This window comes from Gardnerella sp. DNF00747, assembly GCF_049262675.1.
GTDB classification, from domain to species: domain Bacteria; phylum Actinomycetota; class Actinomycetes; order Actinomycetales; family Bifidobacteriaceae; genus Bifidobacterium; species Bifidobacterium swidsinskii.
In genome coordinates this window covers 1,620,256-1,643,810 of sequence record NZ_CP058394.1, presented here as the reverse complement: position 1 = coordinate 1,643,810, position 23,555 = coordinate 1,620,256, and the positions used below count along the sequence as shown (strand labels likewise).

Below are 23,555 nucleotides of genomic sequence, written 5' to 3'. Positions count from 1 at the left end.
GGAGCTGGTTGGGGGACGCTCCACTCTCACCTCGGAAACCCTGAGTTGGGGGAAGGTTCCCGAGTTCTTACTCGCGAAAAGTTTTGTTATAAAGATGATCATGTGCACAGATATAGATTTGTTATTTTCATAATACGCCATAATTTGGCACTGTATATGAAAAATAAAAATCTTTTCTATTTTTGAATAGTTAATTAGCCACTATCCCCTCTGCTTTAATCATTTCACGTCATTATATGTGATACGAAAGATAACAAAACTATAGTTCTGGAATATGTGAATGGAAAATAAGAAATACTCGCGAAACGAGTGGAATAAAAATGGAGCCTCCTGCCGGGATCGAACCGGCGACCTGCCGCTTACAAGGCGGCCGCTCTGGCCATCTGAGCTAAGGAGGCGAAGTTTCTCGTTAGCATGACGAATCATGCTAAGTAGAACAATTGATTAGTGTACCATATGCCACGTCATTACAAAATTACGGCGATGTTGAATATAGAAACGGCGTGTTTTTTGTTGTTTATATTTGCGTATTTGGCAATATAAGGCATTAACATAATGCAGTATGGAAGATACAAGCATGTTCGATTTGCAACCAGGGACTAATGTAGGCGGATACACGCTTATTTCTAGGCTTGGCGGCGGCGCAATGGGGTCAGTTTGGCGCGTTAATGACGATGGCGGCAATCAATATGCTATGAAAATATTACGTGCTTCTGTTCATGCAAAACAGAGTGAAGATGAAGATTCTGAGCAGGAACGTGCTCGAATACGTTTAAAACGTGAAGCTTTGGCTTTGCAGAGGATTCATCATCCAGGTGTTTGCGCGATAGTGGATATGGAATTAGATGCTTCAATCGCTTTTATTGTGACAGAGTTGATTGAAGGACATAATTTGCGCGAAGACGTGGATGAGAATGGACCTTATATTGCAGATGATTTGGAGCGTCTTGCGCATAAGCTTATTGAAGCTGTTAAAGCAGTTCATGAAGCCGGTATTGTTCATCGCGATATTAAACCAACTAATGTAATGATTTCTGCTACTGGACCTGTATTGGTAGATTTTGGGATTGCGATGGGCGAAGGTGAAAGCCATGTTACTCGCACGGGATTAGTGATGGGCACTCCTGGTTTTATTGCTCCAGAAATTATTGAAGGCGGAGATTCAGATGAACTTACAGATTGGTGGTCTGTTGCTGCTGTGCTTGCATTTGCGGCTACCGGTAAGCCTGTTTTTGGCACAAAGCCTATGATGGCGGTTTTGGAGCGTGCTGCCTCAGGCAATGCAGATTTAACTGGGTTACCTCCTAGAACAATGGCTGCTTTTCGTAAGGCTTTGAATCCGATTCGAGAGCAGCGTTGCATGCCATCTGATTTAGAAAATGCAATTAGTCAAGATGCTATGGATCCTTTAGCCTGGCCGGAGGCGAACCGCCCTTTTGACCGTAATGCCACTAACATAACTATGCGTAAAATGTGGTGTGAAACAAGTCGTGAAACAAAAGAAAAAACTGCTATACTAACAAATTCTCGTACCTGCGATGCAGCTGGTACAGCTGGCATAACAAATCTTAATTCTGATGGAGAAATGCCAACCGTAACTGTTCGTTCTACTACTGTTATGCCACATTCATTAGATAATAGTGAAGACGATAAAACATTTTGTGTGGATGAAAAAACACGAATTAATGCGTTAAACGATGTAGATTTTCAGAATATACAGGACGACAATTCAAACAATTCACGCATTGCACAATCTTCAAAACTTATTCGTTCTTCTGATAACACTTTTGATAATGGCAATATTGAAAATGAAGCAGGTGATTCTCTACACGTTAAAAGTGATGAAGTGTCTTCTGTTGATCCTGCTCTTAATAAACATGATTATGCGCGTAGAGGAACATGGATACTGCTGATTTGTATAATTCTTCATTTAGCCATTGCTTGCTTAAGCATTCTCGATTCTATTGGTTTTGCGATGGTTTTTATGTGGATTAGTGCAACATCCGGCTACAGTATTTCATCAAGCTTGCGAAGATGGCAACTTAACGATGGAATAATTCCTCGCCATGATTCTGTAGTGCTTATTGCAACTTTACCGTGGCATATTATTCGAGGATTTGTTTACATGCTTCCACGAGTTATAGCTATTGTTGTTTCTGGAGGTATTGGAGCTGTTATATATCCATTTTTCTGCGGTAATAATCCTGAATTACTTTCTATAGATGTTGGATCCTTGCGTATTCTTTTACCAACTTACTCACCTAATATTTTTTCAAGTACTGCAGTTGGATATGCTCTAGGATTTATTGTTGCATGGGTTGTTTTTGCTGCAGTTAAGTGGACTACAAAATTCCGTTTAGGATTAGGTGCGTTATTTTATTCTGGAAAATCATTTGAAAAATAAAAATAGTATGATACGTAATGTGTATTTTCCGTTGATGCCATCTACTAAACTGTGGTGAAGTTATTATTTCATTAGCAAGAATGCTGCTAGGAACGAGTCTTAGTGTGCGAAATAAATGGTTGAAGGATAACAATGCCTAAAATTCAGATGCGTGATAATAAGCAGGGAGATTCATCTGCTACTCGCCTACAAAGAACTATAGAAAATCGCGAACGTGCAGCGCGTGCGGCGCGTGAGCGTCGTCAGCAAGCAATTATCGGCGTTATTGTAGTAATTATTGTTGCGGCTATGTTGGCTGCTGTAGGCATTACTGCGTATCAGGCAGCTTACGTTCAGCCTCAGAAAAAAATAGAGCAATCTGCAAAATCTAATCATAATTTGGATAATATTGATCCAAGTATTCGTCCAAGCGGTGTTAATTCTAAGAATGGCATTCTTTTTAGCAAGGATGGGTACGGCAAGCAAGCTGCTGGTGCTCCTACAGTTGCCACTTATTTTGATCCTTTGTGCCCTGGTTGTGGATCCTTTAATCGTACTGTTGATGAAACTTTAATTAAAATGGTTGAAGCAGGTCAAATTAACCTAGAACTTCACCCAATGTCATTCTTGGATGGACTTTCTACTGACCATTACTCGACTCGTGTTTCTAGTGCTATTGCTTATATCGCTTCATATGATAACAATCCAAAGCATTTGCTTCAGTTTATCAATGGCATTTTTAACGAAAAATTCCAGCCGGAAGAAAGCGAGGGATATAAGCCTGTAAGCAATAAAGAGTTGATTAAACTGGCTAAGAAATCTGGAATTCCAAACGAAATTGCAAGTAAAGCTTTTAACCGCCAATATTTGAAGTGGCAGCTGCTAGTTAATAAATACACTCCTGATCGTAAGGAATTGTGGAATGTCAGCGGTCCAAATAAAGGATCTATGACAACGCCGACTGTAACTATTAACGATAAATTGCTTGATATGAATGCCATTAATGAGAAAAAAATGAAGGTGCTTGATGCTCTGCTTCATTGCATCGGCCTGGATAAAAAACAAGTTGGAGTTGCAGGTCAGATGCCTAAAGTGTCTGACACTAGTTCCCCTATTGCATTGTAAATAAGCTAAATTATAGAAATCTAAATTATTAAATAAAAACGGACGTTAAGTGTATTCTTAACGTCCGTTTTAGTATAGAGATTACTTAATTTTATTTATAATTCAAGCGGCTTACTCTTATACGTAACTTTCGGCATATGACCAGATTTGCCAACATATTTTTTATCGATTCCCAAAGACTTTAATATAGCTTCCAAAGGATCCATTTGCTTTTCAGAAGCTGCATTGAGATCTACTAGCTTACCGTTAATTGTTACTGTTGGAGTTGTCATAGCGCCTTTATTAGAGCCAGAAACATTCCATAAAGCTTTTTCTTCTGGAGTATTCTCATTAATAACTTCTTGCCACTTAACATAGTGTAGGTTAAATGCTTCATTCGCAATCTTATCTGCAACTCCAGCATCTTCAGCTAAATCAATAAGAGCTTTATTTGGTGTTGCTTGGTATCCGTCGCCTTCTTCTGGCTGGAATCTTTCGCTAAAAATACTATTGATGAACTTAAGCAAATGCTTTGGATCGTTGTCGTGCGAAGCGATATAGGCAATACCGCCTGAGACGCGATAAGAATATTGATCTGAGCTAAAACGATTTAAGAATGACATTGGGTGAAGTTCTAGGTTAATTTGACCTGCTTCAACCATTTTAATTAAAGTTTCATCAACAGTACGATTAAAGGATCCGCAACCAGGGCACAAAGGATCAAAATAAGTGGCAACTGTAGGAGCACCAGCAGCTTGCTTGCCGTACCCATCTTTGCTAAGAAGAATTCCGCCTTGTAAATTAGATGCTGGTGGGATGTCAGAAGAAGGCAGTTTTTTAATCTCTTTGGTTATTTGGGAGTCTGCTGTATCCTCAGTTTGTGTATCTGGCTTATTGGTTGTTGGATTTTCAATTTTTACTTGTGGTTTATTGATTGAATTGTAATAAGTCATAAACCCAGCTCCTGCAGCGAATGCAAGAATAATTAGTGCTATTACGATGCCAATTAAGCTTTTACTATAAGGGGTATTTGATTTTTGCATTTCATTATTTGTTGTTTCTTGTTGTTGATCCATAGTTATTCTCCTTTTGTGCGCCTTACTCGACACGCCGAGTTTATGCAAAATACTGATTTTTTGCTGTTTTTCTAAGATAAACATGATATATTAAGGCATGGCTCAACGAAGAGAACCTTCAATGGACCAGGTAAGTAAACTGTGGACGATTGATACCCGCCGATGTAGGAATTGGGGTCATGAGTGCACACCCTTCACTACGGATCGTTCGGCACGTACCTGCCGATGAAAGGACATATCATGGCAGAAGTTGTATTTGATCATGTGACTCGTATATACCCGGGCAACGATAAGCCTTCGGTTGATGACTTGAACATGACTATTAAAGATGGTGAGTTCCTCGTACTCGTTGGTCCATCTGGTTGCGGTAAGTCAACTACTTTGCGTATGTTGGCAGGTCTTGAAGAGGTTAACAAAGGACGTATCCTCATCGGTGGTCAGGATGTTACTACAATGCAGCCAAAGGATCGCGATATTGCAATGGTCTTCCAGAATTATGCACTGTATCCGCATATGACAGTTGCTGATAACATGGGCTTTGCTTTGAAGATTGCTGGTGTTCCTAAGGAAGAAATCCGCAAGCGTGTTGAAAAAGCTGCAGAAGTGTTGGATTTGACAGAGTATTTGGATCGTAAGCCGAAGGCTTTGTCTGGTGGTCAGCGTCAGCGTGTTGCTATGGGTCGCGCAATTGTTCGTGAACCAAAAGTCTTCCTCATGGATGAGCCTCTTTCCAACCTCGACGCTAAGCTCCGCGTTCAGACTCGTACTCAGATTGCTGCTTTGCAGCGTCAGCTTGGTGTTACTACTCTGTACGTTACCCACGATCAGACCGAAGCTTTGACCATGGGCGATCGCATTGCAGTGATTAAGCTTGGCGTATTGCAGCAGGTTGGAGCTCCTACTGAGCTTTATGACCGCCCTGCAAACGTATTCGTTGCAGGCTTCATTGGTTCACCATCTATGAATATCAATCAGCATCCAGTTGTAAACGGTCGAGCTCAGATTGGTGAGGATTCTATACTTCTTCCAGCTGAGGCTGTTGACAAGCTCACTGCAGAAGATAACGGACAGATTATTGTTGGCTTCCGTCCAGAAGATGCAAGCTTGGCAACATCCGATGATCCAAATGCGTTCTCCTTGAAGGTAATGAACGTGGAAGATCTCGGTTCTGATGGCTATATCTATGGCAATATCATCACCGATGGTTCTCCTGAGGAAGCATCTACTATGATGTCTGATCAAAATAAGCTCACGACTATTCGCGTGAACCCACGTGCTCTTCCAAAGGTTGGCGACACCGTGAAGATCAAGATTGATCCATCTAAGATGCATCTGTTCGCACCTTCTACGGAGTTGCGTTTGAACTAAAACGTTGGTTTGCCTGCTTATATAAGCTAATGAGCAAACTTTCGGTATAAGGTATAGAGCGGGGTTCGCAATATGACGCGAACCCCGTTTTTGGCACAAAAAAGCAGCATAATAAGTGTACAATAATACATCATTACAATGCATCGCTTATTATATATAGTTGTTATCAATAATTCGTCGGTGGTTGAGCTGTGTTTATCTGGAATGCAGTGATATCGTTGGCATGAGCTTGATTGGTAAATAAACTTTATGGAATGGAATGACGCTCCTCAATTAGACCCGCGTGCTGTGCAAGCAACTTCGGTATCTGCACAGGACGAGAATGCGTCTTCTCAAGAGCCGCAGGCACTGAAGATTACTGCGGCTAGTTCAAATCCAAAAATGTTTACACTGCCTTGGGAATTACCACTTTCTCAATGGCCTGCTGATTTATTCGTGAATTTGCCGCGTGGTATTTCTCGCCACGTTGTGCGATTTGTTCACGTTGGCGATGAAGTGTATGCAATGAAGGAAATTACTCGTCAAGTTGCAGAACGTGAGTATGAGCTTTTGCGTAGGCTTCGTAAACTTGAGTTGCCTACAGTTACTCCTATAGCTGTTGTTGCAGGACGCCATGACGCTAATGGTGAAAAGCTTGAGGCAATGTTAGTTACGAAACATTTGAAGTTCTCACTACCATATCGTGCATTATTTGCTCGTACGTTGCGTCCGGATACTGCAGAGCGCCTTATCGATGCGCTTGCTGTTCTTATGGTGCGCTTGCATCTTTCTGGCTTCTATTGGGGCGATGTATCGCTTTCCAACGTGCTGTTTTTGCGAGATGCAGATGCTTTTTCTGCATTCCTAGTTGACGCAGAAACTGGTGATTTGCATGGAAGTTTAACAGAAGGTCAACGAGAATACGATATCGATTTAGCTCGAACCAACATTATTGGTGAGCTTATGGATTTGAGCTCCGGTCAGCTTTTACCGACAGAAGTAGATGAAATCAGTATAGGCAATCGTCTAGTAGATCGCTATCATTCGCTTTGGAGTACGCTTACTGACGTTGATAAGTTCAGTCCTGATGAGATGTGGCGAATTGAACGTCGTGTTAATCGTCTAAATGAGCTTGGTTTCGATGTTGATGAGTTGGAGATGAAGACTTCAGAAGATGGTCGAAGGGTTTTGGTTCGACCTCGAGTTGTGGATGCTGGCTATGCTTCCCGCAAGCTTCTTCGTCTTACTGGATTGGATGTTCAAGAGAATCAGGCTCGAAGGCTGCTAAACGATTTGGATGCATATCGCACTTCTACATGGCGTCAAGGTGAAGAGCTGGAAATCGTCGCAACTGATTGGATGCGTGAAATTTTCGAGCCAACAGTTCGTATGATACCTCCTGAATTCCGTTCGCAAATTGAACCAGCTCAGTTCTTCCATGAAGTGTTGGATCATCGTTGGTTTATGGCAGAAAAAGTTGGCCATGACGTTGCTATGCAAGATGCTGTGACAAGCTATATTAAAAATGTGCTTCCTCAGTACAAAATGGATAAGCATGTTCTTGCTGCTATTAATGCAGATGCTGATTCTGGCGTTGTGGATGATGAATACACGTATTCTTCTCCAGCACCTGTAGGTCACGATATAGATGAAGATGATCAAGATGCTAGTGTTTGGGCAAGTTGAGTATTGTGTTATATAAGTAATTAGCTAATTCTCAATAAGTACGGCATTGATTGCCGTCTTTGATTTTAAGTGAATTTTTCGTCGGGGAGTTCAACTCCCCGTTTTTTTTTATTGCAGTTTACTCGCTTACCCTAAATTTGGGTATAAAAAAGTGCCCCCTGTGGGACTCGAACCCACAACCCAAGACTTAAAAGGACTCTGCTCTGCCAATTGAGCTAAAGGGGCAACAAATGCTAAGTATACTACATTCAATCGACGAAGTGAATATCGTGTTAACTTATGCGTGTTACATATATTTATTGCAGTATTCCGAGTGACTCAAGTTTTGCTTTTATTTGTGTTGCTGATGGCTCAACCATAAAAGTATTATCTGCAAAAGTAACAACTGGAATATGCTTTTGATTGCTAATTTCAATCGCTTTTTCTTCAGCATCCTCTTCTGTTTCAATATCGTGCCAAACGAATGCCACACCATACTGGATTAGCGCAGCTTTCGCACGTTTGCAATCTCCACACCAATCTGCACCGTATACATTTACGGTAGGCTGATCTGACATAAAATCCTCCTCAATGATTTTGTGAATTCAAATTTTGCGTAATAAATAGCTCGTACTATTTATTACTACTTTTACTAGTGTAATAGATGCAGGTGTACCTAAGCATATTGACGTTGAAGTGTAACAAAGATGAGAAAAAATAGTGAAATATATTGCTAGTGTCCCTTGACTTTCATAGTCTTGATGTCATGAATATGGTTATGGATATGAACATGCTAATTTGGTTTGCGGCTGCGGCTGTTGTTATTGTCATCTTATTAGTAACAGTTGCAGTGATTTTGCGCATTCACAGCAATAGTCATGGACCAGTAATTCCTGAAAGCGTTGATAGTGCAATCGATACAAGCAAAACTAAAGCGCGTGGAACAAAAAAATCTGAAAAACAGATAGAAAGTAACGTCGCTATTGTACCTAATGAAGAAGTAAAGTCTGAATTATTGCCAGAAAGTACTTCTTCGCGTATTAAACGTCTTCGTGAACGTTTGGCTCATAGTGCAAATCCATTTGGTCGTGCATTGTTTAATATCATAAGCAAGGACCATCTTTCGGAAGAAGATTGGGAAGATGTAGAAGATACTCTTCTTATGGCCGATGTTGGTTCTCGAGCTAGTGAAGAATTAGTAGAAGATCTACGCAAAGATGCACGCATTGCTGGTACCTCTAATTCAGAAGATGTGCATTCAGCATTGCGTACAAAACTATTGAAAATAGTAGATGAAGACGCTGATCGACGCTTAAATGTAGATAAATCAAATGCGCATCATCCTAGCGTTATTATGATGGTCGGCGTTAATGGCACCGGTAAAACCACTACTGCTGGTAAATTAGCGCGATTGTTTATTGCCAAAAAACGTTCAGTAATGTTTGCTGCAGCAGATACTTTTCGTGCGGCTGCAGCTGATCAACTTGAAACTTGGGCGTCTGCAGTAAGCGTGCCAGTTGTTCGTGCAAATAAAGATGGTGCTGATCCTGCTTCTGTTGCTTTTATTGCTGCGAATAAGGCAAAAGAAGAGCAAACTGATTTATTGATTGTAGATACTGCTGGTCGTTTGCAGAATAAAGCAAATTTAATGGAAGAGCTTGGCAAAATTCGTAGGGTTATAGAAAAAACTATGCCTGTTGATGAAGTATTGCTGGTATTGGATGCTACTACTGGTCAAAATGGCATGTCTCAAGCAAAAGTATTTGCTGAAGCTATTGGCATTACGGGCGTAGTCCTTACTAAGCTTGATGGTTCCGCTAAAGGTGGAATTGTTATAGCTGTACAGCATGAACTTGGTGTACCGGTTAAGCTAGTAGGTCTTGGCGAAGGACCAGATGATTTAGTGCCGTTTGATGCTCAAAGCTTCGTAGACGGTTTGCTCGCTTAATGCTGAGCATTGATGTAGTTGCATGAGTGGTAGTTTTTAATGTTCCACTAAAGTCTTTATGAGTTTTGGCTATAAGAGTTTCTCGGTACAATAGTTATATAAAGTAATACTTAAGCTGCAATGATGTTATTGTTGCGCTGTTTCAAATAATTGAGGTGAAAAATGACCACAATGGATCCGCAATGGGCATTGTTGGCTGGCGCGTTGGTGTTTATTATTACGCCGGGTATTGCCCTGTTCTATGGAGGCCGTGAACGCGCTACTTCCATGGTGAATATGATGATGCTTTCAGCTGGCGCTATTGCTGTAACCACACTGGTTTGGACGCTGTGGGGATGGTCGTTAGCTTTTGCTGGCAAAGATATGGCTGGTGGTGTTATAGGTGATCCATTGAGTGGTTTGCTATTCCGTGATTCGATGGTGGCAGATCATGGTGTGTTTACGTCTATGGACGCAAATTCCGGATTATCTGGCGGCATTCCTGCAGCTTTTCGTTTAGCATGTGCTGTTGTTGCAGTAGCGCTTATTACTGGAGCTCTAGCCGGTCGAGTGCGTTACGCTATTTGGCTTATTTTCGTAGCTGTGTGGATTACTTTAGTATTCGCTCCATTAGCACATATGGTGTGCGGTGGTGGATTGCTTTCGCCTAATGGTGCTATTTCACAGGCGTTAGGTATTTCAGTGCATGACTTCGCAGGTGGCTCTATATTGCATATTGCTGCGGCTGTTTCGGCTTTTGCAATTGTTATGATTATTGGCGGACATGCTCACTTCCCTCTTAAGCGTTTTGTTTTGCATATTAAGAATGTTGCGCATACGAGTGGCAATGCTAATTCTGGAGCTACTAATTCGCGTAATCCTAAAAGTCGTTTATCGCGCGCATTGTGGGCTGATGTTGAGCATGCTAAAAATGCTGCTAGTGAGACTGTTGTCTCTCCAGTTGCTACAGTGACTGAGGTTGCTGCTGAATCCACTGCAACGCAGTCAGCCGTTGAAAATGGTGTTGCTGCTCGCCATCCGCATAATGTTCCTTTCGTTATGCTTGGCGTTTTCTTGATTTGGTTCGGTTGGCTTGGGTTAATGATTGGTTCTTCTGCAGGCGTTCCTGGAGTTGCAGGTTATGCTTGGGTGAGTTCCACAATAACTGCTTCTGCTTCAATGCTTGCCTGGGGTGTGACTGAACGTTTACACTCTGGATGCTTTACTGCTTTGGGAGCTGCGTCTGGTGTTATGGCTGGATTGGCTGCAAGTGCTGCAGCCGCGGATGTTATTGCTCCATTGTGGGCTTTAGTTTTGGGTGTTCTTTCTGGTGTTATTACTTCTCTAGTGACTCACTCTCGTACTTTTGTGCGCTACGATGGTGCCTTGCATGTAGTTAGCGTGAATGGTGTTGCTGCGCTTATTGGTGTGCTTGCAGTAGGCTTATTTGCTGATGGTTCTGGATTACTTGCTGTTGGTGATTGGCATCAGTTAGTTGCACAACTGTGCTTAATTGGGATTACGGTGCTTTATGCAGGTGCTGTAACTGCAGTATTAGCTTTTGTTCTTGAAAAGCTTTTTGGATGGCGTATTTCGGAAGCTAAGGAACGTAAGGGCGTTGATTTGGTTGATCAAGGAGAGCGTGCTTACGATTTTTCTTCTATTGCACAAAGTCATGATGGCGCTGTAGTTGCTGTTGCAGATGATGATGCAAATAAAACTCAAATGGCTGTTCTTACTTCTGTTGATATTGATATGGGTGAAAACGAGGTTGAACAATCTGATTTTATGGTTAATCAATCTGAGGCAAATCCTGAGCAAGGCGATTCTGAGGTTGATTCTAAATCTGAAGTTGAGCAAAAAGAGTCTTCTTCTGAAGAAGAGTTTGAAACTGTAAAAAAAGATGAATCATCGCAAAAGAATAAAAAAACAGAAAAACGAAATAATAGTGCTAAAGAATAGACGCATGTGCGTAAGCGTTATGATTTAGCAGCAAGTTCGAATTATGTTGGTATAAACCGCATGTCTTATCTAAGATATGCGGTTTTGCTATTTTTGCTAATTTAAAATCAAGTTTTTTAATGAATAACTTATTTTTAGTGAATAAGTTATTCATATGACACGCACGAATTGCTTGATGTGGATAAAAAAGATAAGTTATCCACATTTTAGGCGTGTCTACGTGGATATCGCACAAATTTATCCACATAGTGGGGATAATATTGTGGATATCCTGCGGATAACTTTTTAAAATAATATTTTTATTTGCGATTTACGTATATTTGTGTTACTTCACTCGCAATTGCTTTTGCATAAAATTTGTTAGCATATTGCAATTTTCTTTTATGCAAGCGTGACAAAGTAGCAGTAGAATGAAGCATTATGACAAATCAAAAGTTGGACAACCAGAACAAAAAAGACGTACTGCGCAATATTTGGCTACTAGCTGTACCGACTTTTGGACAGCTCATATCTGAGCCGGCATTTGTACTCATTGACACTGCTATTATTGGCCATATTGGCAAAAGTGCTCTAGCGGGTCTTTCTATTGGATCAACGGTACTTCTTACTACTACAGGTCTCTGCTTATTTTTGGCTTACAATACAACTTCACAGGTTGCGCGTCTTTTAGGCGCAGGTAAGCGTCGAGAAGGTTTTAGCATTGGTATGGATGGGTTGTGGCTTGCATTATTGCTTGGCATAATTCTTACAGTCATACTTATTTTCGCCGCTGAACCGTTATGTTACGCAATAGGCGCGCGCGGCTCTACGTTGCAAAATGCTATTGTTTACACACAAATGGTTATGCCTGGATTGCCTGCGATGTTGCTCGTGTATGCAGCAAATGGCATATTTCGCGGTCTTTGCAACGTGCGCATAACATTATTTGCTGCTGTAAGTGGAGCTGTTCTAAATACCATTCTCGATGTAATCGCAGTATTTGGTCTCAATATGGGAATCGCTGGTTCTGGTATTGCAACAATGATTGCGCAATGGTACATGGGACTTGTTCTCACTATTCCTGCAGTTATTTGGGCTACTCAAAGTGGTGCGCGTCTCAAACCGCATTTCCAGCATATTCTACATTCTGCTGGAACTGGTATGCCTTTGTTTGTTCGTACACTTGCATTGCGCGTGTGCATGGTAGCTACGGTTGTTACTGCGACTCATCTCGGTACTAATACTCTCGCCGCATATCAGGTTGCTAACTCTTGTTGGAATTTTGTTATGAATATTTTAGATGCAATTGGTATTGCTGCGCAGACTATTGTTGCTGCAGCGCTAGGTGCAGGCTGTCGTAAGCGCGCAGGAATGATTACGCGTATTTGTGCTCAAGTGGGAGCTGTAAGCAGCGTAGGAGTCGGTTTATTCATGATTTTCGTGGGTTGGAGTTGCGCGCCACTATTTAGTCAGCATACAGATATCCAGTTTTTAATTTCTGTAGGTATGACAATATTAGGATTGTTCTTGCCTCTTGCTGGATGGATGTGGGCACTAGATGGCGTATTAATTGGCGCAGGCGATCACCGTTACTTAGCAAAAGCTTGCTCAGTAATGGCTGCTGTGTATTTAACATTTTTGGCGCTCACAAGCGTTTTCGATGTCGTCGTCGACGCTAATGACGTGGTAAGAACTATTACTTTATGGGTTGTTTTAAATGCTGTTTATATTGGGGGGGCGTGCAATAGGCAATAGTTTGCGCATAAGAAATGATACGTGGATGGACTCTGCGCTAAAAATGTAAATAAAGTTTTGTGTTAATACATTTACGTTTTTTCATAATACGTGCGCGCGTTTATACTCGTTTTTATGGCAGATAATGATATGTGGCAATCTACTAAAGGCAATGTTATCCGCGTAGGGAGCAATCGTGGTGGCAATGGTGACGTCTCTGCATATGGTTCTGGCGTTGCAAATCGTGGTGCTGAAGTAGGTGCTACGTTGTTTGATCGTGTGCCTCCTCACGATGTCGATGCAGAAATGGCTGTGCTTGGCGGAATGCTTATGAGCAAAGATGCTATTGGCGAAGTGTCTCAATTGCTTGAAACATCAGATTTTTATTTACCGCAGCACCAAACAATTTATGATGCTATTCTTACGCTTTTCGCTGGCTCACAGCCTGTTGACGTTGTGCTTGTAGCTAACGAATTAATGAAAGATGGAAATCTCGATAAAGTTGGCGGAGCTGACTATTTGCACAGCCTAGTAGCTTCTGTGCCAACAGCCGCAAACGCAATGTACTACGCAGATATTGTGCACCAAAATGCTGTTCTTCGTAACGTTATTACTGCTGGCACAAAAATTGCGCAAATGGGCTATTCTGCTTCCGGAGCGCAAGCAGAAGATATTGTAAATCTTGCGCAATCAGAAGTGTATGAGATGAGTGCCGGCAAAGTGCGTCAAGATTACGTTGCTATTGGCCCAGTTTTGCAAAATACTCTTGATCAGCTCGATAAAATGCAAAATCATGAACTTGAGCAAGGTGTGCCGACTGGATTTAGAGATATTGACGAAGTTACTCAAGGTTTGCAGCCTGGTCAAATGATTGTTGTTGCTGGTCGTCCGGCTATGGGTAAGTCAACACTTGGCATTGATTTCGCTCGTTCAGCAGCACTGCACCACAATATGACGTCTATTGTGTTCTCTCTAGAAATGAGCAAAGTGGAATTGGCTCAGCGCATTATTGCTGCAGAAACTAATATTCCGCTTGCTGCTATGCGAAGAGCGGAAGATATTACTCCGGATCGTTGGAATACTCTTAATACTTTTTGGACAAAAATGCAAAACGCTCCGCTTTTTATTGATGACAGTCCAAATATGAGCTTGATGGAAATTCGCGCAAAATGCCGTCGTTTGAAGCAAACTAATGATCTGAAACTGGTAGTTATTGATTACCTTCAGCTGATGAGTTCCGGCAAGCGCGTGGAAAGCCGACAGCAGGAAGTTTCGGAATTCTCACGTGCGCTTAAGTTGCTTGCAAAAGAGCTTGAAGTGCCAGTTGTGGCATTGAGCCAGCTTAACCGAGGGCCGGAAATGCGAAACGACAAGAAACCACAGCTTTCAGATTTGCGCGAATCTGGTTCTATTGAGCAGGATGCTGACGTTGTGTTCCTAGTGCATCGCCCTGATTTTTACAATAAGGAAGATCGCCCAGGCGAAGCAGATATTATTATGGCAAAGCATCGTAACGGCCCTACTGACACGTTTAATCTTGCCTTCTTGGGTGCAACTTCCAAGTTCATGGATATGCCGCAAGACTACCAGCAGTAAGGGGTGTGATTTAGTATGTCAAGCCGCGACCATGAATCGCATAAAAAGTTGCGTCAAAATTTGCATAAGCATTGGTACAGTTTTGCAATGCCTGCTGTTGGTAAACTTGTTTGCGCTCTTTCTAGGGTGCTACATCATGGCGGAAGCGCATTGCCGGGGAAAGTTATTGAGAGCCTTGATTCCGGCTTTCTAGCGCGTACTCTTGCATCATTGCCATACGGAATAGTTCTTATTTCCGGAACTAATGGCAAAACTACCACAACGCGTATGGTAACTTCTATGCTGCGTGACGCAGGGCTTAATGTATTTACTAATCCAACCGGTTCAAACTTTACTAGAGGAGTAGTGGCATCTCTTGCAAAAATAATGCCGGCTTTTGGCACAAAATTAAATGCGGATATTGCAGTTTTAGAGCTCGACGAAGCGTACGCAGTGCATTTTGTAAATCAAATCAAGCCTCGTTATTCTTTATTGCTAAATGTTATGCGAGATCAGCTCGATCGATTCGGCGAAATTGACACAACTGCAAAACTATTAAGCAATGTAGCTGCAGCAACTGAAGGAACGGTAGTGCTAAATCGCGAAGATTCACGTATTTGCGCGCTTGCAAAAGTTGTTCCTTCCGGGACTTGTGTGCGGTATTTTGGTTTGGATGACGCAGTAAAAAGCATGTTCCCAACGGATGATGATTTGCACAATACTGCTGAAAAAAGCGAAAATTGCAAAGATACTGCAGAAAGCAAGGCTAACAATCTTCCTAAAGCAGACGTTGTGCTTTCAAAAGTTGGAGACCATGAGGCCGAGTTTATACTTGATGGCAAGAGTAAAACCACATCTGTAAAACTCGACGGCGCTTACAACATTTTCAACGCTGCTGCAGCTGCAACAGTAGTTCGCGCTATATTAGCGGATGCTACAAAACAAAATTCTGCGCTGCAAAAATTCGACGACGACGCGCTTATGGAAGCGATTTCGCACGTAACTCCTGCTTTTGGTAGAGGAGAAGTAATTGAAGTTAATGGCGCTCCTGTTGAGCTTGTTTTAGTGAAGAATCCTATTGGTTTTAGACTTGCGATTGCTTCGGACCATCCACAAAATCACGATACCATGATTGCAATTTGTGACGAATACGCTGACGGTAGAGATATGAGCTGGCTGTGGGACGTTGATTTTGCAAGCTTTAGCGGCACTGGAGTTGCGTGTGTTTCGGGCACTCGCGCATGGGATATGGCTTTGCGGTTGCAATACGATAAGGTTGAGGCTCGCAATGTGAATACGGATTTGGAAGAAGATGCTAAAGCTTTTGTAAATGGCGATTTTAGTGGCAATACTAAAAATGCTAAGCGCATATATTGCACGTATACTGCTATGCTTCGCGTGCGCGCTGCTTTAGCACAACTTGCGGAAGTTAAAGACGTTGGAGTTGGGAAGTAATTGTCATGAATGGTTCCAGTGATATTAGTAAAGCAAATGCTACTTTTGAAGAAAATCGCGTGCTAGATATTGTGTCGTTGTACCCGAAAGACATGAATATTTACGGGGACTACGGGAATGTGCTTACAATTATGCGCCGAGCGGAATTGTATGGCTACGAGCCTGTGCTACGCGAGTACAATGTTGGCGATTTATGGCCAGAACACGTGGATATGATTCTTGGTGGCGGTGGTCAAGATCATGGTCAAAGTAGAGTCACTGAAGATTTATTTGCGCGAGCAGACGCGATTCGTGGGCTTGCAAAAGATGGCGTTCCAATGCTTATGATTTGTGGTCTTTACCAGCTTTTTGGAGAGTATTTTGAAACCGTTGATGGTCAAAAGCTTAAAGGAATTGAAATACTTGGCGAGCATACGGTTGGTCAAGACGTGCGCATGATTGGAAATCTTGTGGAGCATAGTGCCGATTTTGGCGATATTGTGGGATACGAGAACCATTCTGGGCGCACAAGCTTGGAAGATGGCACGCTGCCACTTGGCTCGGTTGATAGTGAAAATTGCGGTAACAATGGCAAAGATCACACGGAAGGAGCGCGCAAATACAATGTTATTGGAACGTATATGCACGGCTCAGTTTTGCCGAAAAATCCGCGTCTGGCTGACTTTTTAATTCGTACCGCTGCACAAAATCGTTACGGCGAATTTTCGCCCAAGCGAACTGATGCCCAGCGCGCGGAGCTTGCGAAACTAGACGAATTAGCAGAGCGCGCTCGCAAAGTGGCCGTAACTCGTCCGCGGTAAATGAGCATAGGCGTATGTATGATTTAGTAAAAATTTGATCAATTATTTTATTCTATGCGCATAGTGTGTATAATCTTTTTATGAGATACAAAGAGATTGAAAAACGTCTTAAGAGAGACGGATGGATACTTTTTGCACAGCGTGGAAGTCATTGCCAATTCGTACATAAAACCAAAACGGGTAAAGTCACAGTGCCTAAACATCCAGGTGATATTAACCCATCGGTTGTTAAGTCAATCTGGCGCCAGGCAGGAATTAGTGAGACAAAGGTGAAATGATGAAATTAGCGTATCCTGTTATTCTTACTCCATACGAAGATAATAGTGGGGGTTTTGTTGCAGAAGTTCCTGATTTGCCAGGGTGTGTAACTGGCGGTAGTAATCTTGCAGATGCTTTGATTATGGCAGAAGACGCAGCAAGCGGATGGGTTCTTACAGAACTAGAAAGTGGCAAGACTGCGCCAAAAGCTAGCGATATTAATGATATTGTTGTAGAAAATCCTAATTCAAAGTTATCTATGGTTGCGCTTGATATGGATTCTTATGCTGCAAAATACGGTTCTCAGTCAGTTCGCAAAAATGTTACTCTTCCAGCTTGGCTTGACACTTGGGCGCAAAAAGCTGGCATCAGCTACAGTGGGACTTTACGCGATGCTTTAGAATCTTTATATGCTAAAGGAGCTGTGAATAAAGCTTAGTTATATTAGAGCTATATTATCTGATTTGTAATGCAATATTGCGCAATCAATTAACACAAAAGCCTGCTGAACTTGCAAAGTGTTGCAAATCAGCAGGCTATTTTGTAGTTTTTGATTCTAGTTTTCGCTTGATTTGGTGAGTGTATTAATCAATCAAACCATACAAGCGGTCGCCAGCGTCGCCAAGACCTGGAACGATATAAGCTTTGTCGTTCAAATGCTCGTCAACAGCGCAAACAACAACCTTAAAATCGATGGAAGGATCAAGTTCCTTCTCCAAGCGCTCTAAGCCTTCTGGGGCTGCCAAAATGTTAATAGCAGTAACATCCTTAGCGCCGCGCTCAGCCAAATAATGCGTAGCGGCAATAAGAGTGCCACCAGTGGCAAGCATTGGGTCAAGAAGGAAGCATTGACGACCGGTCAAATCTTCTGGCAAACGGTTGGCATAAGTGACAATGTCGAGCGTCTGCTCGTCGCGCTTCATGCCAAGGAATCCAACCTCAGCGGTTGGAAGAAGGCGAGTCATGCCATCGAGCATGCCAAGACCAGCGCGCAAAACCGGCACAACCATTGGGCGTGGGCGGTTCAAATGCTTGCCAGTCATCTTGCAAATAGGAGTTTCAATCTCGCGATCGCTAACTTCCAAATTACGGGTTGCTTCGTATGCTTCGAGGGTTACCAATTCGGAAACCAACTCGCGGAAAATATTAGAAGGTGTATTCTTATCACGCAAAACGGTGAGCTTGTGGTCCACCAGCGGATGATGTAAAACATGAAGATCCATACCTTCTAGGGTAATGCAAGCATGGCATGTTAAGCTATCGGCGTGCCGTTATTTTTGCGCAAAATATAAACAAATGTGAGTAAAAATATATATTTTATCTAAAATTAGCTAGCAAAATCTAAAAACTAAAACTAAAACTAAAACTTAAAATTCAAGATTCAGAACAGAAACGATACTGACTTGCGAAAGCGCCTGTCGGCGCAAACGCCGCTCGCAGCGGCAAAAAATGGAGCCCGGGGCTTAAACACAAGCCAGCATCATTTTGAGTATACCTTGTTTTCTATTTTCACGCGCCGCACAATTTTAATCGCAAATAATTTATTCCAATTTTCCTGCGCGCCATAATTTCGCTCCATGAGCAAAAGATAACGAAAGTGCGTGTATATTTGCGGATATGTGCAAAACTTTTGCAATTTTCTGCGTGCGCATTGTATTTGCTTGCTCATCTAACTTTTTTGCGTAAACTCGCATTCCGCGCGCAATAATCGAAGTAAAAGCTGAAGCGCGGTAAAGAGCTACGGCAAAATCGCCTGTAAAAGCACCAGAAAGAATAGAGTCTGCAAGTTGCGCAATATCTTCTCCGGTAGGAGCGTCGTCAATTCCTGTAATAGCTGAAGCGCTTGTTGTTTCAGGCTCGCCAAGACTCCAGTACTCGGCGTAAGCTTCGCGCTGCTTTCGTAGAGACATGCGCAGTAAGTACAGTCGCCACAACATTCCAGGAAGAGACTCAGCCTCCGCGTGACTCCACAAATCTGCAATAACTTCAATGCCTTCATTTTCAACTAAATTCAGCACGCGTTCAACGATTTCCGGCGACTGCGTTTTATGAACGCGGTTAAGTAAAACAGCGGCGGAGGTGTGGCTAATTTCGTTTACAACCTGCGGATCCGTGCCGCCTTCAATCTGCGCGAGCATTGCAGGATCCATTTGTGCAGGTCGGCTTGGGCGTGAAGCTCCTGTAGGGCTTGGCATAAAAGCAGATCTGCTTGAATGAATAGAACTCGATTGTGAATTTAAACTAGTAGACACTTGGCAGAACCTTTTCAATATCAATAATGCGAGCACCTTTAGGGGTATTAATTATATGCAAAACTATTGCGCTTCCTGTAGGCATATATGGAGATTTTTGACTGAGTATGCGCTTGTGTGCTCGAGGCTTTGTTATTTCGCGCAAATAATCGAAGAAAGTGCCAATAACCGGTCGGTGCAAGCATATGACGGTTGCGTTGTTAGTTGTGCTTGCATTGCTAGTTTCGCTTGTATTTTGTGTGTGGCACTCAAGATTTTGTATTTCGTTTATAAGCACAGACAATGTAGATTTTGGTTGTTTCTCGTGATGGTCTTCAGTAAGTTCCGCAACCTGCTCTATAGAAAGTGAAGAGTCGTGTGCAAAAGCCGCAACCGTTTCAACGCAACGCTTCCAAGGTGACGATATGATCTTATTCGGCGCGTAGCAGGCAAGCTCACGACCTAAAGCGTATGATGCGGCTGCTCCAAGAGGTGTGATTGGTCGAGTCGCTTCGCTTCCTTGCCAAGTTTTTCGAGACTCAGCTTTTCCGTGACGCACTAGAAGCAACGTGCTGTATTCTGCTTTACCTGCGTGGAGCTTTTCTAAGAAAGCGTCTAGCACTTCACGGTCGCTATCGTGCGTAAGCTTTTTTCGCGCTTGAGAAGGAGTAAGCCATAAAACATTGCCAATTTCAGTAGGTTTTGCTGGCTTAATTGGTCCGAAAGCAGGGAGACGCTTTGCTGCAGTTGGCTTGTCGATTAAGCGCATCATCCAGTAGTGGATTCGCTTTATTACTTCCGGCTGGGAATTGCGATTTTGGCTGTTATTTGATGAGCTGTTCTTGGAAGACTTTTTGCCTTCGCGCTCAAGCGGATACTCTATTTTGGCAATGTGTGGACCTAGCGTGACTGAATATCCTGTTTCTTCTCCAACTTCGCGCACGGCTGTGTGGCGATGCGATTCGTTTGGCTCATTCTTTCCTTTTGGCCAGCTCCAATCGTCATATTTAGGACGGTAGACTAGGCAAAGCTCAAAATCGTCGTCGCTAGACTTTATTGCGCTGATTGGCTTATTTGCATGGTTTGGATTTATTGCATTGCTGTCTGTTTTTGTCTCTTCATCTGCATTTGAGCTGTTTGTAGTATTGCGCTTGCGATAAATAATTCCGCCAGCTGCTTCAACGTATTGCGTCGTTACTGCACTCATATTCACTATTTTAGCGGTTTTCTTTCGCAAATTTTAGTTATGCTTGGTTATTTATTGCAATTCGATTATTTGCTCATTTGGTTAGAGTCAATTTAGTTGCTGATTTTTGTATATTTGCGCTGCTTACGTTTATCATGGCCATGACTGTGATAAAAGTGTTGTGACTGTCATTTTCTCGTTCGTAACAGTGATTTTCGTATATATGACTGTCATTTTTTCGATTTTGAACGTGATTGGCTATATTTTGACAGTGATCTTATGTATTTTGACCGAGATGTGTCGACTTATGACAGTCATTTTGACTTCCGTGACTGTGATACCCCCCCATTTATGGCTGTGATATCTCACCAATATCGCGCTATCATATCACTTACAACCTCTTTATAATTTCACGCGCCCCGCGTTCATTGCTGTTAATAGCAGCAATGAATGTGTATACAGTTACATTATTAATTCACAATCTTTCTGACAAATCTATTCCTGAAGCATGTTTGCATTCATTCAATATTGTTTCTACTATTTCTGGCACATCTGTCCAAGGAGCGTAGTTTGACTTTTGAGTTACTGAAGGGTGATTTTTGCGAGTTTCTCTCTGTTCGGTTCGCATATGCTGCTTTGCATTCTTAAAAGCATTTTTATAGTTTCCAGTTAGTTTTTCTAACTGAATATGCTTATTTTTATTCCCAGTAGTGTTGTGCAGTAGTCCAAGTTCTTTTGCTTCTTTTTGGCAATCTTGTGTTTCTGTACAAGAAAGAGGACAGCTTTTTATATGGTCAATAAGCCATACTTCGAAGCAAGGGTTGGAAATTACTAATTTTACTTTCCCGAAAGTTGAATCCGACTTAGATTGAGCTTGCTGAATTTTCTCTCCAAAATCATCAACGTCTGTTACAACCCATACCAGTGTAAACGGATCGTAGTTTTCTTTTTTTGCTTCTTTGCAGTCCAATCTCTCAAGTTTAATTGCATAATTCATTAAAGTGAGTGGGTCTACGCCCTCTTTTTCTATGTTAATTGATTTATGAATATCCCATGATGTAGCACAATATTTACTTACCTCTGATTTTATATAGCTAAAATACTCAAACTCTGTGACTATGCCGCCGCAAACAATAAGGAATCTTTTGTTTCGTTTCGACTGTTTTTTCGGACGGCCGTGTGATGGAACATGAACCATAGTCTGCTCCTCGTGAGTACTAGTGTTTTATATTGTTTTGAATACTGGTAGTGTTTTAGCTTCTGTTAGTATTTGTAAGTATTTCCGCAAAAACATCATGTAGTGACGGTTGTGGCGCTGAAGCGTATATGTTGTGTTGATAGTTTTTACCAAAGTTAACACTGCGCTTTTCCCATTCTGTAAGTGGATGTAATGAAGATTCACCTAATGCGTTTTTCTCTATAAACCAAATTTGATCTCTGTCGAGAATAGTTTTGTCGGTTCCAGAATTACTAATAAGACTTAAATCGTGAGTAGTAAAAATTAATTGCGATTGGTTAGGATTCGTTTCTGGATTACTGTAAAGCTTGAGTATTTCAGACACGAATTGCATGCTTAGACTTGTGTCGATTTCATCGATTAGAAGTATGGAATGTTTTGATAATGCATCTATAACGAAAGCAAATAGCAATAATGCTGTTTTAGTTCCTAAAGATTCAAAATCTTCAGGAAGTTGGCAATCTTTTTGACCAGAATGTGTAAACATTAAACGTGAAACACTGAATTTTTGCAATTTTTCAGTGTTTTCAGAAGTGTTATCTGTAAGTTTATTGTTGTCTCCGTCAAGTTCATTAAGAAGATTTGCGAGTCTCGCTAGTTTTTCTGATTGTTTAGCATCTAGCTGTTCGGATTGGACTGTTACACCTTTTAATCCTAAATCTGCATATTTTAGCAACTTGCTAATGTTGGATGCAAAATCTGGATTTTCTTGTAAAACTTTTATCAAATTATTGGAATACCTATCAAAGTCAACTGTTTTGCATTGCTGTGTAGAAGTTATTTCTTCGTATGCAGCTTGCAATGCTTGCACTCCTGATGCTGCAGCTGCAGATAAAAATAATGCGTTGTCTCTTGTAATTTTTTCTACAGTCTTCCCTATGGTTTTTAGGTTTGAGCCAAATCGCATTGGCTTGCCATGCTCTCGTTCAAACAGCACAGTTTTTCTGTTTGTTGTAGAGCGGAAAAGCCATAGTCCTTCTTCAATAATGTAATTATTATTGAAAGTGAACCAATATTTATATCTGTTGTTATCTTTTGCAATAAATTCTATAAAGAATGTTGAAGGTTTATTTTCAGACTCTTTGTTCAAAAGAAAAGGAAGTGCATTTATTTTTGAATTTGAGTTACCGCTTTTGAAGCTTCCTTCCACAAAATTTTTTAGAAATGCTATGCATTTTAACAGATTTGTTTTCCCTGAGGCATTTCCTCCGTAAATGGCTGCAAGAGTTGATACATCTGGATGAGGCCACGAACTGTTTTTTGCATGTACGGTTCTTTGCATGCTGAATTGTTGCGATTGACGAAAACTTAGTGCGTTTTCTACGCTAAAATTAAGCAACATAGTTGCCTCCAGTGTCCAGTTTGCTGTTTGTTTACAAGTAGCATCAAAATTTTTCTGATTATTATCTACTATCTACAGCGATATTCCTTAATATAATAATATCCTAAAATGTCATATTTACAATCTACAAACATTTTTTTGTATAAAATCTACATAAAAGCAGTTGAAAATTTAAAGAATAAGATTATTGTTCTCGCGCGTGTAATTGACTTGTACTAAAACATAGGCAACATAAATTCCCAAACTTCCTAAAACTGGCAAATGGTGGCTTAAAAAACTTCCTAAAACTGGCAA

General features: G+C 41.5%; 18 protein-coding genes, 2 tRNA genes and 1 pseudogene. 12 read left to right on the top strand and 9 right to left on the bottom strand.

Annotated elements, in window-relative coordinates:
- Nucleotides 1–321: 321 nt before the first annotated feature.
- A tRNA-Thr gene (locus HXT32_RS06640) sits at nt 322–398 on the bottom strand.
- Between the two features lie 164 nt (nt 399–562).
- Here HXT32_RS06640 and HXT32_RS06635 point away from each other — a divergent pair.
- On the top strand, nt 563–2,404 hold the full coding sequence (locus tag HXT32_RS06635) for a serine/threonine-protein kinase (RefSeq protein ID WP_103013754.1): 1,842 nt from the start codon (nt 563–565) through the stop codon (nt 2,402–2,404).
- 132 nt (nt 2,405–2,536) lie between these two features.
- Complete coding sequence (locus tag HXT32_RS06630) at nt 2,537–3,508, top strand: DsbA family protein (protein WP_103013755.1); 972 nt, start codon at nt 2,537–2,539, stop codon at nt 3,506–3,508.
- Nucleotides 3,509–3,603: 95 nt separating this feature from the next.
- Here HXT32_RS06630 and HXT32_RS06625 read toward each other — a convergent pair whose 3' ends face one another.
- On the bottom strand, nt 3,604–4,563 hold the full coding sequence (locus HXT32_RS06625; RefSeq protein ID WP_103013756.1) for a DsbA family protein: 960 nt from the start codon (nt 4,561–4,563) through the stop codon (nt 3,604–3,606).
- A 240-nt stretch (nt 4,564–4,803) separates the two neighbouring features.
- Here HXT32_RS06625 and HXT32_RS06620 point away from each other — a divergent pair, with 240 nt between their 5' ends.
- Nucleotides 4,804–5,931 carry an ABC transporter ATP-binding protein gene (locus tag HXT32_RS06620; protein WP_004110155.1) on the top strand — a complete coding sequence of 376 codons (1,128 nt, stop codon included), beginning with the start codon at nt 4,804–4,806 and terminating at the stop codon, nt 5,929–5,931.
- Between the two features lie 249 nt (nt 5,932–6,180).
- Entirely contained in the window at nt 6,181–7,596 is a 1,416-nt protein-coding gene (locus HXT32_RS06615) for a DUF4032 domain-containing protein (protein ID WP_004110152.1), read from the top strand.
- Between the two features lie 152 nt (nt 7,597–7,748).
- On the opposite strand, the gene HXT32_RS06610 is transcribed toward HXT32_RS06615, so the two are convergent.
- Nucleotides 7,749–7,821: transfer RNA gene (locus HXT32_RS06610), tRNA-Lys, on the bottom strand.
- 71 nt (nt 7,822–7,892) lie between these two features.
- Entirely contained in the window at nt 7,893–8,153 is a 261-nt protein-coding gene (locus HXT32_RS06605) for a glutaredoxin domain-containing protein (RefSeq protein WP_421788592.1), read from the bottom strand.
- A gap of 188 nt (nt 8,154–8,341) precedes the next feature.
- Between HXT32_RS06605 and ftsY the strand changes: the two genes are divergently transcribed.
- The 8 genes and pseudogenes from ftsY to HXT32_RS06565 all read left to right on the top strand — a co-directional run bounded on the left by ftsY (nt 8,342) and on the right by HXT32_RS06565 (nt 17,704).
- On the top strand, nt 8,342–9,523 hold the full coding sequence (ftsY, locus tag HXT32_RS06600) for a signal recognition particle-docking protein FtsY (RefSeq protein WP_422118964.1): 1,182 nt from the start codon (nt 8,342–8,344) through the stop codon (nt 9,521–9,523).
- 162 nt (nt 9,524–9,685) lie between these two features.
- Nucleotides 9,686–11,464 carry an ammonium transporter gene (locus HXT32_RS06595; protein ID WP_012913714.1) on the top strand — a complete coding sequence of 593 codons (1,779 nt, stop codon included), beginning with the start codon at nt 9,686–9,688 and terminating at the stop codon, nt 11,462–11,464.
- Nucleotides 11,465–11,884: 420 nt separating this feature from the next.
- Nucleotides 11,885–13,247: pseudogene (locus tag HXT32_RS06590) on the top strand (MATE family efflux transporter).
- A 65-nt stretch (nt 13,248–13,312) separates the two neighbouring features.
- Nucleotides 13,313–14,773 carry a replicative DNA helicase gene (gene dnaB, locus HXT32_RS06585; protein WP_076002551.1) on the top strand — a complete coding sequence of 487 codons (1,461 nt, stop codon included), beginning with the start codon at nt 13,313–13,315 and terminating at the stop codon, nt 14,771–14,773.
- 15 nt (nt 14,774–14,788) lie between these two features.
- Complete coding sequence (locus HXT32_RS06580) at nt 14,789–16,207, top strand: Mur ligase family protein (protein ID WP_004110124.1); 1,419 nt, start codon at nt 14,789–14,791, stop codon at nt 16,205–16,207.
- 5 nt (nt 16,208–16,212) lie between these two features.
- On the top strand, nt 16,213–17,007 hold the full coding sequence (locus tag HXT32_RS06575; protein ID WP_004110122.1) for a type 1 glutamine amidotransferase: 795 nt from the start codon (nt 16,213–16,215) through the stop codon (nt 17,005–17,007).
- An 80-nt stretch (nt 17,008–17,087) separates the two neighbouring features.
- Nucleotides 17,088–17,285 (top strand): type II toxin-antitoxin system HicA family toxin, encoded by a 198-nt coding sequence (locus HXT32_RS06570; RefSeq protein WP_033888619.1) that lies wholly within the window; start codon nt 17,088–17,090, stop codon nt 17,283–17,285.
- Nucleotides 17,285–17,704, top strand: a complete 420-nt coding sequence (locus tag HXT32_RS06565; RefSeq protein WP_012913716.1) for a type II toxin-antitoxin system HicB family antitoxin — start codon at nt 17,285–17,287, stop codon at nt 17,702–17,704. The genes HXT32_RS06570 and HXT32_RS06565 overlap by 1 nt, the downstream gene beginning before the upstream one ends.
- Nucleotides 17,705–17,849: 145 nt before the next feature.
- Here HXT32_RS06565 and upp read toward each other — a convergent pair whose 3' ends face one another.
- The 5 genes from upp to HXT32_RS06540 all read right to left on the bottom strand — a co-directional run bounded on the left by upp (nt 17,850) and on the right by HXT32_RS06540 (nt 23,261).
- Nucleotides 17,850–18,488, bottom strand: coding sequence for a uracil phosphoribosyltransferase (upp, locus tag HXT32_RS06560; protein WP_004136544.1), 639 nt, complete (start codon nt 18,486–18,488; stop codon nt 17,850–17,852).
- Nucleotides 18,489–18,806: 318 nt separating this feature from the next.
- The gene (locus tag HXT32_RS06555) at nt 18,807–19,460 is read right to left on the bottom strand and encodes a hypothetical protein (RefSeq protein ID WP_033888620.1); all 654 of its coding nucleotides are present in this window, start codon (nt 19,458–19,460) and stop codon (nt 18,807–18,809) included.
- A 46-nt stretch (nt 19,461–19,506) separates the two neighbouring features.
- The gene (locus tag HXT32_RS06550; RefSeq protein ID WP_422118963.1) at nt 19,507–20,703 is read right to left on the bottom strand and encodes an NUDIX hydrolase; all 1,197 of its coding nucleotides are present in this window, start codon (nt 20,701–20,703) and stop codon (nt 19,507–19,509) included.
- Between the two features lie 454 nt (nt 20,704–21,157).
- Complete coding sequence (locus tag HXT32_RS06545; protein ID WP_422118962.1) at nt 21,158–21,880, bottom strand: RloB family protein; 723 nt, start codon at nt 21,878–21,880, stop codon at nt 21,158–21,160.
- Between the two features lie 55 nt (nt 21,881–21,935).
- Nucleotides 21,936–23,261, bottom strand: coding sequence for an AAA family ATPase (locus HXT32_RS06540; RefSeq protein WP_422118961.1), 1,326 nt, complete (start codon nt 23,259–23,261; stop codon nt 21,936–21,938).
- Nucleotides 23,262–23,555: the final 294 nt, after the last annotated feature.